The organism is Sphingobium subterraneum (assembly GCF_014199435.1).
Classification (GTDB): Bacteria; Pseudomonadota; Alphaproteobacteria; order Sphingomonadales; family Sphingomonadaceae; genus Sphingobium; species Sphingobium subterraneum.
The window spans coordinates 713,662-728,633 of sequence record NZ_JACIJP010000002.1; the positions used below are offsets into that span (position 1 = coordinate 713,662).

The window sequence follows — 14,972 nt, forward strand, 5'->3', positions numbered from 1 at the left end:
CTCTACCCTGGACGAACTGGTGGCGGTGGAACTGGATACCCCGTCTGATGCGCGTGCGGTCGTAATGGCTTATGCGCTCGCGGGACGCTACCCGGATGCAGCGCGCGCTGTGCTTTTCTACGGCTCCTGCCTGCGCGAAGCCCAACTCGACGGGCTGATGCTCGATTTCTATCTCATCGTCAGCGATTACGAAGCGGCCTATGGCAAAGGCTGGCTGGCGCGCGCCAATCGGTGGATCCCGCCCAACGTCTTTCCCTTCGAGCATGACGGGCTCGCCGCCAAATATGCGGTGCTGAGTGAGGCGGATTTTGCACGGCTATGCGGAGAGCAGGCGGACAATGTGTCGGTATGGGCACGCTTTGCCCAGCCGTCGCGGCTGCTGTGGTGCGCGGACACCGAGGCGCGCAGGACAGCGATCGCAGCGATTGCGCAGGCCGCGCCGACCCTGTTGCGTCTCGCCCAGCCCACTGCCGACAGGAGCGATGCGCTTACTCTTTGGCAGCATGGTTTTTCGTTGACCTATGGCGCGGAGATCCGAGCGGAGCGTTCCGGACGCTCCGGCTCGATCGTCGACAGCGATCCAGCGCGCTTTCGCCGCTTCTACGACGCGGCCGTCGCTGGGGGGCAGCTCGACCCCGCAGGGCGCTTCGATGCCGCCGAGCGGGAGGCCAACATGCGGCGCTGGCGTCGCCTGCAACGGCGCGGGAAATGGCTCACCGTCGCGCGGCTTGCCAAGGCGAGCTTCACCTTTGCGGGTGGGATCGATTATCTCGCGTGGAAGATCAACCGCCACGCCGGAACGCGTATCATGATCCGTCCTTGGCAGCGGCGCTGGCCGTTGCTCGGTGCGCTTACTCTGCTGCCGCGGTTGTTTGCGAGCCGGGCAATTCGCTGACCGCGTCGGCAATCGCGTTTGCCAGCGCGGCAAGCGTATAGGGTTTGCGCAACAGGCCGTGCCCCTCGAACAGCCGGTTGTCGGACACGTCGCCTGCATAGCCGGTGACGAAAATGACCGGAATGGCGCGGCAGGCCGGTGGCAGGGACGCGATCATCTCTGGCCCTGTCATGTCGGGCATCAGCACGTCGGAGAGGATCAGGCGTACATCCGGATTTGCCTGCAGCATCTGCGGCGCCTTGAGCGGGCTGTCGCAGCAGATCGGATTGTGTCCGAGTTCGGTGAGCGCGGCGCGGGTCTGCGCCAGCACGCGCGGATCATCCTCCACCACCAGGATCGACAGGCCGACATCACCGCCCGGTTCGCCTGACGTGGCATTCTCAGACGCGCCACCGGATAGCGATATTGTGCTCGGCGCCGCGACGCCATGGTGTCGCGGCAGGAACATCTCGACCGTGGTGCCTTCCCCGAGCTTCGACTGGATGCGGATTTCGCCGCCATATTGGCCGACAAAGCCGAAGATCTGGCTCAGCCCCAGCCCGGTGCCCTGTCCGGCGGGCTTGGTGGTGAAGAACGGCTCGAACACGCGGTCCAGTACCTCCGGCGGCATGCCGCAGCCGGTGTCGGTCACCGCAAGGGAGAGATATTCGCCCGCCACGCATTCGCCCACCTCTCCCGCAGCCAGTCGGCGCTGGCGCGTGGCGAGGGTGAGCGTGCCCTTGCCCTCCATCGCGTCGCGCGCATTGACGGCAAGGTTCAGGATCGCATTTTCCAGCGCATAGCGGTCGACGTAGATGGCCCAGTCGTTCGCAGCCAGATCGAAAGTCACGCGGATCTGGTCGCCGATCGTGCGGTCGATCAGTTCCCCCATGCCGGAGACCAGTTCGTCCGGGTTGGTGGCATCGGGCAAATGTGGCTCCGCGCGCGCAAAGGCAAGCAAGCGGCGGGTGAGGGCGGACGCCCGGTTGGCGCCCTCCATCGCGTTGTCGATGTGCCGTGCCGCTTCCTCCGGCGCTTTCATTAACCGTCGCCGGGCCAGCTCCAGTCCGCCGACGACGACAGCGAGCATATTGTTGAAATCATGTGCAATGCCGCCGGTCAGCTGGCCAACGGCCTCCATCTTCTGCATCTGGCGCAGGCTCTCCTCGGCCGCCGCGCGGTCGGTCGATTCCTGCTGCAACTGGACATAGGCGAGCTGCAGTTCGGCCGTGCGCACCGCCACCGCCTTTTCGAGCGCCAGAGCACGCGCCGCCTCGTCGCGGGTCAGACGGCGCTGGATGCGGCGATCGTTGAACGCACCGCGCGCCACCCATGCCGTCACCAGAATGGCGACCAGCAGCACCAGTCCGACCAGCCAGGATGTGGTCGCCAGCTGCGCCGTCTTGTCGCCGGTGCGAATGACATCGAGGTTGCGTGCGCGCAGCCGCTCCATTTCCGCCGCGATGATCGCATCGAGGTCGCTGCCGATCTCGGTGAGATTCTGCGCGGTGCCCGCCTGGTGGAATTTGCCGAGCGACGTCATTTTCTGGTCGTAGGTGGTGCGCAGCGCAATGTCGCTGAGCGTCTGGCCGCGGTCACGAAACGCGAAGCTCAGCTTTTCGACGAGATGATGCTGCGCCGCGTCTCCACGGGTCGCCCGCTCCAGCGCACCGAGTTCCGCCGCCGCGCGCGACCAGTGCTGCTGGTACAAACGCCCGGTGTTCGCGTCCATACTGATGACGTAGCGGGCCAAGGTGGATTCTGCCTTGGCGATTGATCCGTCGAGGCGCCGTGCGAGCGCAATGATCTCATAGCTGCGTTGCTGCTCAGAGAGCGCGCTTTCCCGATCGCGCGCTGCCGTGCTGGCCTGATAAAGCAGTGCACCGAGCGCCAGGACCAGCGGAATGCCGATCAGGAAGGGGAGCGCCCGTTCGAGTACGTGACGCCACCACGAACCCTCGGTCTCCTCGTCCATGTCGATCGCGTACGCGTCTTCCATAGCATAACCTTAACGGGTTTGCCGGTGAGAAGGAAGCCGTCACGCAACGGTATGAAACGGGCAGATTTTCCGGTCAGCCGATCGCGCCGGTGGCCTTGCCTGCCGCCGCGAACATACCAATGATCTGCTCGACCTGGTCCGCGCTGTGCTCGGCGCAGAGCGAGCAGCGCAGCAGGAAGGTTCCCGCTGGCGTTGCGGGCGGGCGCGCCATGTTGACGTACAGCCCGAGCTCCAGCAGCGCCTGCCACATCGCGACCGCCTGTGTCTGATCGGTCAGGATCACGGCAATGATGGCCGACTGCGGCGTTTTCGTACCGAGCGTAAAGCCTAGATCGGTCAGCCCCCCATGCAGACGACGGCTGTTTTCCCACAGATGCGCGCGCTTGTCGCCCGCGTGCATCAGCTTGCGGATCGATGTTGCAGCGGTCGCCACGACGCTCGGCGGTAGCGAAGCGGTGAAGACATAGGGACGGCAAACGAGACGCAGCACTTCGAACTTCGGGTGGTTGGAGACGCAGAAGCCCCCGACTGTGCCGACGCTCTTGGAGAAGGTGCCGACCACGAAGTCCACGTCCTTCTCGACCCCCTGCTCCTCGTACACCCCGCGCCCGTTGGGGCCGAAAAAGCCCATGCCGTGCGCTTCGTCGACCAGGATCATGCAGTTGGCATGCTTGCGGACAGCGGCGACCATCTCGGGCAGCGGCGCGACGTCGCCGAGCATCGAATAGACGCCCTCCAGCACCACCAGCTTCTGCGCTTCGGCGGGCAGGCGGCCGAGCCGCTTGTCGAGATTCTCGACGCTGTTGTGGCGGAACCGCACGATCTCCGCATTGCCGAGATAGCAACCGTCATAGATTGACGCGTGGCTGTCGGCATCCAGGATGATATAGTCGCCCTTGCCCGCCAGCGTCGAAATCATGCCCAGATTGGCCTGATATCCGGTCGAAAAAACCATCGCGTGCTCGGTGCCGTAGAAGTCGATCAGCGCCTGCTCGACTTCCTTGTGCCCCTGATAGGTGCCGTTCAGAACGCGGCTGCCCGTTGTGCCCGCGCCGAATGCGTCGAGCGCGTCCTTGCCCGCCTGCACCACATCGGGGTCGAAGGTCATGCCCATGTAATTATAGGTGCCGAGCAGGATCGTTTCCTTGCCCTTGATGACCGCGACGGTCGGCGACTTCACCTCGTCCATCACGATGGAAAACGGATCGCGCACGCCGGTGGCGAGCAGCGCCTCACGCTCCGCGATCAGCGCGTCGAATTTGGAAAACAGGTCGCGCGGCGCGGCGACTTCGGCAGGGGTGGACGCATCGTTGGCGGTGGCGGTGGCTTCGCTCATCGCTGTTCCCTCAGGCCTGGAGTTTCACGACGGCATCGGTGAGCTGCCCCACTGTCTCGATCTCCGCCTGCATGTTCATGGTGATGATGATGTCGAATTCATCCTCGATCGCCGCGACAAAATCCATCACGGTCAGGCTGTCCCACTCCAGATCCCCGGCAAAGGTCGTTGCCTCGGTCAGCGTGATGCCCTTCTTGTTGAACGGCGCGATTTGCGCCGCGATGGTGTCGTAAATTTCCTGGCGATCCGTCATATCTCGTCTTTCTGTGGCAGGCCGATGCGTTCATGCGCGCCGCTCGCGTCCTTTGGCAAGGGAATAAGGCCGCAATCGGGCATCATCTTGCCGGTTGTGGCCAGAGATGCCATTCTGCGCCGCCAAAGCGGGAGAAAGCAACCGGACATGACCGACGAGCAGAGCAAGAACGCCCCAGACCGGTCCTTTCCGCCTAACGCTGTCCATCTCGTACGCACCGTGCTGCAAGGCAATCTGACGCTGAGCCAGATGGCCGACCAGAAGGCCAATATGGTGATGGGCGCGGCGTTCGTGGTGTTCACCCTGTCGGTGGGGCAGGTGCGCAGTGGCGGGGGTATGCTGCTCCCGATCACACTTCTGGCGAGCGGCGCGCTGGTGGCCGCTGTCTGTGCAATCCTGGCCGTGCTGCCCAAGGTGGCGCAGGGGAAAGGGGATGTGGATGACGACGCCAACCTGCTGTTTTTCGGCGTGTTCACGCATTTGAGCGAGGCGGAATTTATCGACCGGGTACTCGACCGGCTTGTCAGCGACGAAGCGGCGTATCGCACTATGCTGCGTGATATCTACCAAAACGGGCAGGTGCTCGCCCGCAAGAAATACCGCTTCCTCGGCTATGCCTATCGTGCGTTTCTGGCCGGGCTGATACTGGCGTTTGTCGCATTCGCGGGAGAGCTGGCGGTAGGGGTTACGGTCTGATCAGGCGGTTCTTCCCATAACCGTTCGTGCTGCGTGCCATGGAGCTTGTCGAAATGGCGTATCGAAGCGCCTTTCCTTCGATCTGGTTTTCGCCTGCGCTCAGCCCCTACTCAGGACGAACGGGGCTGGGTTCGATACCTCGCTGCAGCCATGCGCAGCCCGGCGTCGGTGCTGATCTGTGGCGCCCATAGCGCAGCTGGAGGACGCTTTGCCGGGTCCGCTACCCAGTCCGTGTGGCACATATAACGCACCCGGTCGGGCGTCAGCTTGGCCGCAGGGCCGCGCGCCAGTCCATCCAGCGCGGCGAAGCTCATCAGCACCCAGCGGGGCAGTGGAATAGGTCGCACCCGCCGGTCCATGGCCCTGCCGAAGGCGGCGGCCAGTTCCGCATGGCTGAGGCCTCCGGGCGTGCCATCGTCCACTTCATAGGTCGCGCCGATATGCGCCGGATCGGCCGTCTCGCACAGCGCCAGCAGCGCGCGTGCCAGATCCGTTACCTGGATGAGCGAGGCGCGGCCCTGCGGCGGGACCGGCAGCACGCCCTTGCTCGCCGCGCGGAACAGCTCGCGAAATTCGGTGTCGCCCTGCCCATAGACGGCGGGCGGGCGCACGATTGTCCAATCGAGGCCGGATGCCTGCACATGCTCCTCGGCGAGCGCCTTGGACCAGCAATAATCGGCCAGCTCCGGCTCTCGCGCGGCGAGCGAGGAGACGTGCACCAGCCGCCGCACGCCTGCGCGCTGCATCGCCGCGATGACGTTGGCCGTGCCCGTTCCGTTGCCCGCCTCGAACGCCGCGCGGCTGGGGGCGTTTACCACGCCCGCGATGTGCAGCACGACATCGGCCCCCGCAACGAGCGTATCGAGGGCAGCGGCATCGTCCAGCGCGCCCGGAGCCCAGGTTACCCCGTCCCGTGGAGGCTGCGGTCGTCGCGTGAGGGCGGTGACGCGATGTCCGACATCGAGCGCCTGCCGCAACGTCTCCGCTCCGACAAAGCCGGTCGCGCCGGTCATCGCAATCTTCACAGCATGACCATATGATCGCGGTGCACGAGCGCCGGACGGAAGGTGTCGCCCAATATCGCACCGATCTCTTCGCTGCGCTTGCCCGCGATACGCGTCGCGTCGGCGCTGTCATATTCGGCAAGGCCGCGCGCAATCCGCTGGCCCTCGACGTCGAGAATATCGACCACGTCCCCCCGTGCGAAGCTGCCCGTCACGCCCCTGACCCCGGCGGGCAGCAGGCTGTTGCCCTTGGCAAGGGCGCGTGCTGCCCCGGCGTCTACGATAATCGTCCCGCGCGTCGTCAGCCGCCCGGCCAGCCAGCTCTTGCGAGCGCGGTTGCCACTTTGCGCGTGAAAGATCGTGCCCTTGCCGTCCGTTTCCCAGCGCGACAGCGGGGAGGGGGTGAGGCCCGATATGATGGCAAGGTGCGTGCCCGCGCCGGTGGCGATCCGCGCCGCCTCGATCTTCGATCCCATGCCGCCCGAACCCATGCCCGAGCCCGAGCCGCCGTCAGCCATCGCCAGGATCGCGGCGTCGATCCGCTTCACGTCGCGCACCAGCGTCGCATCCGGATTGCTGTGCGGATTGGCGGTATAAAGGCCATCGACATCGGAGAGCAGCACGACCGCATCCGCCCGCGCCGCTTGCCCGATGCGCGCAGCCAGCCGGTCATTGTCGCCGAAGCGGATTTCGGTGGTCGCGACGCTGTCATTCTCGTTGATGACCGGCACGACGCCGAGCGCCAGCAAGCGTTCCAGCGTGGCGGCGGCGTTCAGGTAGCGGCGGCGATTTTCGAGATCATCGAGGGTGAGGAGCATCTGCGCTGCCGTCATGCCCCGCTCGCCGAGCAGGCCCGCCCAGTGCTGGGAAAGCGCGATCTGGCCGACAGCGGCCGCCGCCTGCGCATCGTCGAGGCTCCCGCGTCCGCCCTTGGGCAGCGCCAGCCGCCGCGCACCCAGCGCGATCGCGCCCGAAGAGACGACGATGATCTGTTGCCCCGCCGCATGGCGTGCGGCGATGTCCGCGACGACGCTGGCGAGCCATTCGGACCGGATCGCGCCCGCCGGATCAACGAGCAGCGCCGACCCGATCTTGACGACGATGCGGCGGCAGGTGGCCGGCGGAAAACCGGCTAGCCCAGCGGCGACCATGGCTTTTCCCCCGTCGAATCCGCCCCCTCGTCCCCGTCGTCCGGGTCTCCGCCGTCCTCCGAAAAAGCGTCAAGCGCGGCACGATCCTCATCCATGATTTCGAGTATCGTATCCAGCAGTTCAGGCACGCCTGCGCCGGTAGCGCCGGAAATGAGGAAGATGTCCGCCACGCCTGCTTCACGCAACTGGCTGGCGATGTCCTCCATCAGTTCCTCGTCAAGCAAGTCGCCCTTGTTGAGCGCGACAAGCTGCGGCTTGTCTTCCAATCCCGCGCCATAGGCCTCCAGTTCGTCGGTGACGATGCGGAACGCCTCGACCGGATCGTCGGCGGTCGCGTCGATCAGGTGAAGGAGCACCCGGCACCGCTCGATATGCCCTAGAAAACGGTCACCGATCCCCGCGCCATCCGCCGCGCCCTCGATCAGGCCGGGAATGTCCGCGACGACGAACTCGCGCTGCTTGTGACTGACGACGCCCAGCTGTGGGCGCACGGTGGTGAACGGATAGGCGCCGACCTTGGCCTTGGCGTTGGTGACCTGATTGATGAAGGTAGACTTGCCTGCATTCGGCAATCCGACGAGACCGACATCCGCGAGCAGCTTCAGCCTCAGCCAGACCCACATCTCCTCGCCCGGCCAGCCTGTGCCATGCTGACGTGGCGCGCGGTTGGTGCTGGTCTTGTAGCTCATGTTGCCGCGCCCGCCGTCCCCGCCGCGCAGGAACACCTGGCGCTGGCCGACTTGCGTGAAATCGGCGAGGACCTGCGGCTCTTCGTCCTCGTCCTGCGGATCGGAGATGATCTGTGTGCCCACCGGCACCTTGATGACCAGGTCGTTGCCGCCCGCTCCGGTGCGGTTTTTGCCCGCACCGCCCATGCCACGCGGCGCCTTGAAATGCTGGGTATAGCGGAAGTCGATCAGCGTGTTCAGCCCCGCGACCGCCTCGAAGATGATGTCGCCGCCCTTGCCGCCGTTGCCGCCGTCCGGGCCGCCATATTCTACATATTTCTCCCGCCGGAAACTGACGGCGCCGGGACCGCCGCCGCCGGAGCGGATAAATATCTTGGCTTGATCAAGGAAATGCATGGCGCTGGCCTTTACCGCGCCTTGGCGGGATTAGCCAGTGGGGATGGAGACCGGCGTGGCGCCGGTCTCCCTATCGTCAGGCCGCTATCGGTGCGCGGTCGAGGTACAGTTCCAAGGCCGGGTCGTCGCGCATGGGAATGTGCGCGTCGTCCTCGAACAGCGCACACGGGACGTCTTCGCCCCGCCCTGCGCTGTAGCGGGGCTGGATACGGCCGGTGTCGCGGAAACCTGCCTTGTGCAGAACCTTGGCTGATGCACGGTTGTCGACGATCGCGCTCGCGCGCACCGTGCCAATCCCGGCCGAACGGGCGATGGCCATCACCGCTTGCACGGCCTCGGTCGCGAAGCCGAGCCCCCAGAAGGGACGTGCGATCCAGTAGCCCAGCTCCGGTCGACCTTGCTCATCTCGTGTCAGGCCGCAACCGCCGACCAGACGCGGCGCGCCGCCGGTCCGTGCGAAGGCCAGAAAATTGGGCAGCAGCGGATCCTGTGGCTGACGCAGAAAATCGCGCGCGTCCTGAACCCCATAAGGTTCTGGCACGCGGAGCAGGTTGCGGCGGACCGCATGATCGCCCAGCGCAGTGGCAAGGGCTTCGGCATCCTCGGTCCAGCCGGGGCGGAGGACCAGTCTCTGGGTTCGCGCAAACATTTTGCGTCTCCTTCTTGTTCTCAGCGCCTGTGACCGTAACGGGTTACAGTCTGGCGACATTATAGCGGGATTTGCCCTGCCCCGTGCGACGCACAGGACGAACTGTGGTTCCCCGCCGGGGAAGAGGAAGACGCAAAAGAAAAACGGGACGTCCCGCTTCGGACGCCCCGTCTTCCTCTTTACCGAATATCTGAGAAAATCAGACCCTCCGGCGGGCGTCCCTTGGACGAACCCGCAGCCCGAGTCGTCCGATTATTCCGCGGCTTCCGCCATCATGTCGACCGACACATATTTGCGGCCGAGCTTGCCCTGGTGAAACACCACGCGGCCTTGGGTCAGCGCGAACAAGGTGTGATCCTTGCCCATGCCGACATTGCGACCGGGGTACACGCGGGTGCCGCGCTGGCGAATGATGATGTTGCCGCCGATCACTTCCTGACCGCCGAACTTCTTCACGCCAAGGCGCTTGCTCTCTGAGTCGCGACCGTTGCGCGAAGAGCCGCCTGCTTTTTTATGTGCCATTGTCTAAACTCCCAAATCTCTCGCGAGCCCTTGAGGCTCAGGCTTCCGCAGCGGCGGCCGGCTCGGCCTTCTTTGCGGCGGCTTTCTTCGGCTTTTCCCCGCCGATCGCAACGATCTTCAGGATCGTGTGACGCTGGCGATGGCCGTTCTTGCGGCGATAATTGTGGCGGCGGCGCTTCTTAAAGACGATGACCTTCTCGCCCTTTGCCTGCGCCACGATCTCAGCGGAAACGGTGAGGCCGGCAACGTCCTTCAGCTCCGCGCCTTCCCCGGCGAGCAGAACGTCGCCCAGCGTGATCGTGTCGCCCGCCTCACCGGCCAGCTTCTCGACTACGATCTTGTCTCCTGCGGCAACGCGATACTGCTTGCCGCCCGTGCGCACGACTGCGAACATGGCTCTATCTCTTCATCCAAACTGCTTGGCGCGTGATCCAAGGCCGCGACCCCGGATACCCGCGCGGAATGAGCGCCGTTAGTGGATGATCCGGCGGCTGTCAACCGGATTGGCGGCGAAATCGGCCTTTCTCGGCCTTGCCCGCCTATCCGTGCGGAACGAAGGACAGCAACGCACTGAGCGTCAGCGCCGACAGGATCGTTGTCAGCAGCACGGTGCCCGTCGTCACGCGCTCGTCACGCGCATAGAAGCTCGCGACCATGAACGGACCTGTGCCGGTCGGCAGCGCCGCGATCGCCGTGACGACCAACGCCGTAAACGGAGGCAGGTCCAGCACGCGATAGGCGAGGAAGGCGGTCGCCGCGGGGTGCACGAGCAGTTTTGCGACTGTGAGCCTCCAGACCGGCCCGCTGGCGAGCGCGAGGCGCAAGGGAGTCGCCGCGAGAAACAGCCCGATGGCGAACAGCGCGGTCGGGCTGGCAACGCCGCCCAGCATGGCAAGGAAACGGGCAATCGGCGCGGGCACGGGAATGCCGCTAAACCACCACAGCGTGCCGATTACGGTGGAGACGATTACCGGGTTGCGCACAACGCCGATACCCGCCTTGGCCAGTGCGCCGCCCAGCCCGGCCTTATGGTTATGACCGAGTTCGATCAGGATGACGCCCGTGGCGAACAGCGCCATCAGGGTGATGGCCGCCGCGATCATCACGAGCGGTGTGCTCCTGGGACCCAGCACCAGCAGCAGAAGCGGCAATCCCGCATAAGCCGTGTTGGAATAGCTGGCGTTCAGGCCATCGATGGCCATGTCGGCAAAGGAGAGTCCGCGCAACCGGCCAAGCAGCATGCCGATGCCGAGCAGCAGGAAGCTCCCGCCCAGCGAAGCGACCACGAAGCCGCTGTCCCATGTGCGGGTCCAGTCCGTGGTCGCCATTACGTCGATCATCAGCGCGGGCAGCGCGACCCAGGTGACGAACCGGCTCAACAATTCCCCGGCCTGGGGGGGAAGGACGCCCGCCTTGCCGATGCCGAAACCGGTGAGGACGAGCAGGAAAACGGGAAGGATCATGCCGATGGTTGCAAGCATGATTCCGCCTAGCGGCATTTGACGGGCTTGCCAAATGCGCAGTCGGGCGGTTGCAACGGCGCGGCGCACCGCTTAAGTGCCGGAACATGATCGCACGTCGCCTTGTCGCCTCTCTGGCCCTGTTCCTCGCCGGTTGTGCGAATATGGGGAACGACGGGCGGGGCTATCCCTCCTTGGCGCGCCGCCCGATCGAGGGCGGAGCGCCAGTTCCGCAGACCGCTGCGCCGGCTCCCGTCGTCCCTACGAGCGTGCCCAGTGGTACAGTCGCGGATTGGCAGACGCAGGTGCCCGTCCTCCTGCGTCAGGCGGAAACCGGGCGAGCAGCGTTCGATTCGGCGTATGACGGCGTAGCCGCGCAGGTGCGCGCCGCCACCGGCGCCGCCATATCCAGCGAAACATGGGTCACGGCCAATGTCGGCCTCGGTCGTCTTGCCAGCGAGCGCAACGGGGCCGTTTCCGCTCTCGCAACGCTCGATACGCTTTATGCGGACCGGGCGAAGGCCATCGCCGATGGTCAGCTTCCGATCATCGGACCGGGCGATCCGCTCGCCGATGCGCGCAGCGCCGCGCTTGCGATCGTGGATAGCGAGAACGATCGCCTCGATGCGCTCAGGGCAATGCTCAAGCAGCCCTAGCGCGTCATCCCATCAAACGCGCGGCGTGCAGCGCGTGATAGGTCAGCACCCCGGTGCAGCCCGCCCGGCGGAAACTCATCAGCGTTTCGAGGATCAGCGCGTCGCGGTCGCCTGCGCCAGCCGCAGCGGCCGCCTCGATCATCGCATATTCGCCCGACACCTGATAGGCGAACACTGGAACAGCGAAGCGGTCCTTCACCGCGCGCACGATGTCGAGATAGGGCAGGCCGGGCTTTACCATCACGCTGTCGGCCCCCTCGGCGAGATCGAGCGCCACTTCGCGCAGGGCTTCTTCGGCGTTGGATGGGTCCATCTGGTAGGTTTTCTTGTCGCCCTTGAGCAGCCCGCGTGATCCCACTGCGTCGCGGAAGGGGCCGTAAAAGGCGCTCGCATATTTGGCGGCATAGGCCATGATCTGCACGTCCTGATGGCCGGACTGCTCCAGAGCGGCACGGATCACACCGACACGGCCGTCCATCATGTCGCTGGGCGCGATGATGTCCGCGCCCGCCGCCGCCTGGTTCAGTGACTGGCCCACCAGCACGTCGATCGTCTGATCGTTCAGGATGCGTCCCCGGTCATCGACCAGCCCGTCCTGCCCATGCGCAGTATAGGGGTCGAGCGCCACGTCGGTCAGCACGCCAATGTCCGGCACCGCGTCCTTGATGGCACGGATCGCGCGGCACATCAGATTGTCGGGGTTCAAAGCCTCCTGCCCATCGTCGCTGCGCCGTTCGGGCTGTGTGTTTGGGAACAAGGCGATGCAGGGGATACCCGCATCCCGTGCGTCCCGGGCGCGTTCGACCACCCGGTCCACGGACCAGCGCGATACGCCCGGCAGGCTGGCGATCGGTTCCTCGACCTGCTTTCCTTCGGTGACAAAGAGCGGCCAGATCAGATCGCTCGGGTGCAACCTGTGCTCGGCGTGCATCGCGCGGCTCCATGCGGAAGCACGGGTGCGGCGCAGGCGCAGCGCGGGATAGCTGGCGGAAGGAATGTTCGTCATCGCCCTGCTTTAGAGCATCGGGCCAAAAAGTGGGAACCGGTTTTTGGCCAAAACGATGCAACTATGAAAAGATAGGAGGGTGGCAGGGGATCAAGCCGGGCTTACCGGCTCGCGATTTTCAGCGCGCTCGCCGGGATGACCGCGACAGCCGGGCCGTTCGACAGCGACTTGAGTTGCGCCAGCCGCGCCCGGAAAGCCATCAGTTCGCGGCCCGTAATCTGCGCGGTCTGCATAAAGCGGACCGACTGCGGATTAACCGTCGCGCCGTTGCGATACACCTCGAAGTGGAGATGCGGCCCGGTCGACAGGCCGGTCGACCCGACATAGCCGATCACCTGCCCCCGCCGCACGCGCTCGCCCGCATAAGCGACGATCCGGCTCATATGTGCATAGCCAGTGCCGAGCCCGCCGCCATGGGCAAGCTTCACGAAATTGCCATGGCCGCCATGCCGTCCGGCATAGGCGACGACGCCGTCGTTCACCGCGTAGATCGGCGCGCCATAGGGTGCGCCGAAATCGACGCCCGCGTGCATGCGGCTATATCCCAGGATCGGGTGGAAGCGCATGCCGAAGCTGGACGTCAGGTGGCCAGAGACCGGCGCGCCCATGCCTTCGCGCCGCGCGCCCACGCCCGAAGCCTCGAACCACTGGCTGCGCCCGTCGCTCGTCCATTTGAGCATGTCGAGCGTCTTGCCGCCCTCCATCCGCAATCCGCCGTAGAGCAGCTCGCCGACCTCGCTCTCGCCCGTTTCGGCACGGCGGTTGGCGACGACAATGTCGAAGCGGTCGCCGGGGCCAATCCGGTCGAGCGAGATTTGCTGCGCAATCACACGCAGATAGGTCTGAATCGTTGCGGGAGTCGCGCCCGCCGCGCGCGCTGCGCGGTACAGGCTGTCGCTCACCGTGCCGCGAATGCGCAGGGGCGTGTCGTCGATGCGGATTGGCGTGCGCGTGATCTGCAGCACGCCGTCCACCCGGCGCAACGCGATGGCGAGATCGAGCCGCGCGCGGAAATCCAGCGCGTCGAGCGGGCGCGGCACGTTGCGGTTGGCGCGTCGGCCGAGCGTGATGTTGAGCCGCGTGCCCGGTGTCAGGCTGCCTGCGCTTACGTCGCTGCCGACGCGCGCGAGTACATCTTCAATGTCGTTGCTGCTCACGCCCGCGCGGGAAAGCGCATGCGCGAAGCTGTCCCCCGCACCGATCGCGGCGTTGAGGGTGAGTGTGGGGCGCTCGGGTGTCTGGGGCAAGGGCGCGACCGCGTCGGTCGGCGCCATATGTCGACCGCTGTCCGCACCCAGCGCCAGCGGCGTTACCATCTGCGAGCGGATTTCCTCATAATCGGAAGGCGAAGGCACGGCGAGCGGTGCAGCCGGAAGCGCACCGAAATCCGGCGTCAGCTTGATCGCGACGAAGCACAGGGCCGCGCAGGTTGCCAGGCCGCGGAACCAGGTGAGGCTGCCGAGATTATGCCCGAGGTCGGGGACGAGGTTGACGTCTTCCGCCCAATATTTGACGCGGTCCCGCCAGTCGACTGCAACGCGGCGCGGTGGAACGCTGGGCTGGGAACGCGCCAGCCACAATACGGCACCGGCGCCGCCCTGCCCAAATTCAGCCTTCTGAAACAACCCGCGACCCCCCGGGATCCTCTATTCCGCCACGCAACACGCGGCAGTTGCGCCACTTTCTGTGAAGGATCGGGGTTAAAGTCAAATTAATTTGAGAGGGAGTTTTTGCGGAGTTCCGCAGTTTATCGCGGGTTTTGGGCGGCTGATCGGCAATCGTGCTCATTCGCCAGCGGGCGCGAACAGACCTTCAGCTCACCGCTACGCCTTCTCCAGCGTGCACTGAAGGGGGTGCTGGTTCTGGCGGGCGAAGTCCATGACCTGGTTGACCTTGGTTTCTGCGACTTCGTAGCTGAAGATGCCGCAGATACCGACGCCGCGCTGGTGGACGTGGAGCATCACGCGGGTGGCTTCTTCCATGTCCATCTTGAAAAACCGCTGAAGGACATGAACCACGAATTCCATCGGCGTGTAATCGTCGTTCAGCATCAGCACCTTGTAGAGCGACGGCTTCTTGGTGCGCGTGCGCGTGCGGGTGGCGACGCCGACGCCGGGGCCACCGGGGCCGCCTTCGTCATTCTTGCGGTCGGCCATGCGGACACGAGGGTCCTGCGGAAGGCGTGAAAGAGATTCCATAGAGCGCGAATATGGCGTCGGACGCGCCGATGGGCAAGGGGGCACGATTGCCATCCGTATCGTGACACCGCACCGTTCATCGT

16 protein-coding genes are annotated in these 14,972 nt (G+C 65.3%); 3 read left to right on the top strand and 13 right to left on the bottom strand.

All coding sequences use genetic code 11. From position 1 onward, the window contains the following. Window positions 1–64 precede the first annotated feature (64 nt). Window positions 65–895 carry a hypothetical protein gene (locus FHS92_RS10065; RefSeq protein ID WP_246351935.1) on the top strand — a complete coding sequence of 277 codons (831 nt, stop codon included), beginning with the start codon at window positions 65–67 and terminating at the stop codon, window positions 893–895. Here FHS92_RS10065 and FHS92_RS10070 read toward each other — a convergent pair. The 3 genes from FHS92_RS10070 to FHS92_RS10080 form a co-directional block, all read right to left on the bottom strand. Further along, the gene (locus FHS92_RS10070) at window positions 852–2,873 is read right to left on the bottom strand and encodes an ATP-binding protein (protein WP_425506238.1); all 2,022 of its coding nucleotides are present in this window, start codon (window positions 2,871–2,873) and stop codon (window positions 852–854) included. The genes FHS92_RS10065 and FHS92_RS10070 overlap by 44 nt on opposite strands. 73 nt (window positions 2,874–2,946) lie before the next feature. Beyond that, window positions 2,947–4,209, bottom strand: a complete 1,263-nt coding sequence (spt, locus tag FHS92_RS10075; RefSeq protein WP_184080046.1) for a serine palmitoyltransferase — start codon at window positions 4,207–4,209, stop codon at window positions 2,947–2,949. A 10-nt stretch (window positions 4,210–4,219) separates the two neighbouring features. Next, entirely contained in the window at window positions 4,220–4,462 is a 243-nt protein-coding gene (locus tag FHS92_RS10080) for an acyl carrier protein (protein ID WP_184080048.1), read from the bottom strand. A gap of 147 nt (window positions 4,463–4,609) precedes the next feature. Here FHS92_RS10080 and FHS92_RS10085 point away from each other — a divergent pair, with 147 nt between their 5' ends. Next, window positions 4,610–5,158, top strand: coding sequence for a Pycsar system effector family protein (locus tag FHS92_RS10085; RefSeq protein ID WP_184080050.1), 549 nt, complete (start codon window positions 4,610–4,612; stop codon window positions 5,156–5,158). A gap of 110 nt (window positions 5,159–5,268) precedes the next feature. Here the strand turns inward: FHS92_RS10085 and FHS92_RS10090 are convergent, their stop codons facing one another. The 7 genes from FHS92_RS10090 to FHS92_RS10120 all read right to left on the bottom strand — a co-directional run bounded on the left by FHS92_RS10090 (window position 5,269) and on the right by FHS92_RS10120 (window position 11,050). Further along, window positions 5,269–6,171, bottom strand: a complete 903-nt coding sequence (locus FHS92_RS10090; RefSeq protein WP_184080372.1) for an SDR family oxidoreductase — start codon at window positions 6,169–6,171, stop codon at window positions 5,269–5,271. 8 nt (window positions 6,172–6,179) lie between these two features. After that, window positions 6,180–7,313: a glutamate 5-kinase gene (gene proB / locus FHS92_RS10095; RefSeq protein WP_184080052.1), complete on the bottom strand. Its 1,134-nt coding sequence runs from the start codon at window positions 7,311–7,313 to the stop codon at window positions 6,180–6,182. Next, window positions 7,295–8,398, bottom strand: coding sequence for a GTPase ObgE (obgE, locus tag FHS92_RS10100; RefSeq protein ID WP_184080054.1), 1,104 nt, complete (start codon window positions 8,396–8,398; stop codon window positions 7,295–7,297). The genes proB and obgE overlap by 19 nt, the downstream gene beginning before the upstream one ends. 76 nt (window positions 8,399–8,474) lie before the next feature. Then, a complete protein-coding gene (locus FHS92_RS10105) occupies window positions 8,475–9,047 on the bottom strand; it encodes a GNAT family N-acetyltransferase (RefSeq protein WP_184080056.1) in 573 nt (190 codons plus the stop codon). A 252-nt stretch (window positions 9,048–9,299) separates the two neighbouring features. Beyond that, on the bottom strand, window positions 9,300–9,569 hold the full coding sequence (rpmA, locus tag FHS92_RS10110) for a 50S ribosomal protein L27 (protein ID WP_184080058.1): 270 nt from the start codon (window positions 9,567–9,569) through the stop codon (window positions 9,300–9,302). A 37-nt stretch (window positions 9,570–9,606) separates the two neighbouring features. Continuing rightward, window positions 9,607–9,963, bottom strand: a complete 357-nt coding sequence (gene rplU / locus FHS92_RS10115; protein ID WP_184080060.1) for a 50S ribosomal protein L21 — start codon at window positions 9,961–9,963, stop codon at window positions 9,607–9,609. A 145-nt stretch (window positions 9,964–10,108) separates the two neighbouring features. Beyond that, window positions 10,109–11,050 (bottom strand): AEC family transporter, encoded by a 942-nt coding sequence (locus FHS92_RS10120; RefSeq protein WP_184080062.1) that lies wholly within the window; start codon window positions 11,048–11,050, stop codon window positions 10,109–10,111. A gap of 86 nt (window positions 11,051–11,136) precedes the next feature. Between FHS92_RS10120 and FHS92_RS10125 the strand changes: the two genes are divergently transcribed. Continuing rightward, entirely contained in the window at window positions 11,137–11,685 is a 549-nt protein-coding gene (locus FHS92_RS10125; RefSeq protein ID WP_184080064.1) for a hypothetical protein, read from the top strand. A gap of 4 nt (window positions 11,686–11,689) precedes the next feature. Here FHS92_RS10125 and hemB read toward each other — a convergent pair whose 3' ends face one another. The 3 genes from hemB to clpS all read right to left on the bottom strand — a co-directional run bounded on the left by hemB (window position 11,690) and on the right by clpS (window position 14,847). Further along, window positions 11,690–12,682, bottom strand: coding sequence for a porphobilinogen synthase (gene hemB / locus FHS92_RS10130; RefSeq protein ID WP_184080374.1), 993 nt, complete (start codon window positions 12,680–12,682; stop codon window positions 11,690–11,692). Between the two features lie 110 nt (window positions 12,683–12,792). Further along, the gene (locus FHS92_RS10135; protein WP_184080066.1) at window positions 12,793–14,316 is read right to left on the bottom strand and encodes a M23 family metallopeptidase; all 1,524 of its coding nucleotides are present in this window, start codon (window positions 14,314–14,316) and stop codon (window positions 12,793–12,795) included. Between the two features lie 198 nt (window positions 14,317–14,514). After that, on the bottom strand, window positions 14,515–14,847 hold the full coding sequence (gene clpS, locus FHS92_RS10140; RefSeq protein WP_184080376.1) for an ATP-dependent Clp protease adapter ClpS: 333 nt from the start codon (window positions 14,845–14,847) through the stop codon (window positions 14,515–14,517). Window positions 14,848–14,972 lie beyond the last annotated feature (125 nt).

Coding starts and splice junctions, on each gene's coding strand:
- FHS92_RS10070 (WP_425506238.1), bottom strand. CDS start 2,873: ATGGAAGACGCGTACGCGATCGACATGGACGAGGAGACCGAGGGTTCG.
- FHS92_RS10065 (WP_246351935.1), top strand. CDS start 65: ATGGCTTATGCGCTCGCGGGACGCTACCCGGATGCAGCGCGCGCTGTG.
- FHS92_RS10090 (WP_184080372.1), bottom strand. CDS start 6,171: ATGACCGGCGCGACCGGCTTTGTCGGAGCGGAGACGTTGCGGCAGGCG.
- FHS92_RS10085 (WP_184080050.1), top strand. CDS start 4,610: ATGACCGACGAGCAGAGCAAGAACGCCCCAGACCGGTCCTTTCCGCCT.
- FHS92_RS10080 (WP_184080048.1), bottom strand. CDS start 4,462: ATGACGGATCGCCAGGAAATTTACGACACCATCGCGGCGCAAATCGCG.
- spt (WP_184080046.1), bottom strand. CDS start 4,209: ATGAGCGAAGCCACCGCCACCGCCAACGATGCGTCCACCCCTGCCGAA.
- FHS92_RS10125 (WP_184080064.1), top strand. CDS start 11,137: ATGATCGCACGTCGCCTTGTCGCCTCTCTGGCCCTGTTCCTCGCCGGT.
- clpS (WP_184080376.1), bottom strand. CDS start 14,847: ATGGCCGACCGCAAGAATGACGAAGGCGGCCCCGGTGGCCCCGGCGTC.
- rpmA (WP_184080058.1), bottom strand. CDS start 9,569: ATGGCACATAAAAAAGCAGGCGGCTCTTCGCGCAACGGTCGCGACTCA.
- proB (WP_184080052.1), bottom strand. CDS start 7,313: ATGGTCGCCGCTGGGCTAGCCGGTTTTCCGCCGGCCACCTGCCGCCGC.
- FHS92_RS10105 (WP_184080056.1), bottom strand. CDS start 9,047: ATGTTTGCGCGAACCCAGAGACTGGTCCTCCGCCCCGGCTGGACCGAG.
- obgE (WP_184080054.1), bottom strand. CDS start 8,398: ATGCATTTCCTTGATCAAGCCAAGATATTTATCCGCTCCGGCGGCGGC.
- FHS92_RS10120 (WP_184080062.1), bottom strand. CDS start 11,050: ATGCTTGCAACCATCGGCATGATCCTTCCCGTTTTCCTGCTCGTCCTC.
- rplU (WP_184080060.1), bottom strand. CDS start 9,963: ATGTTCGCAGTCGTGCGCACGGGCGGCAAGCAGTATCGCGTTGCCGCA.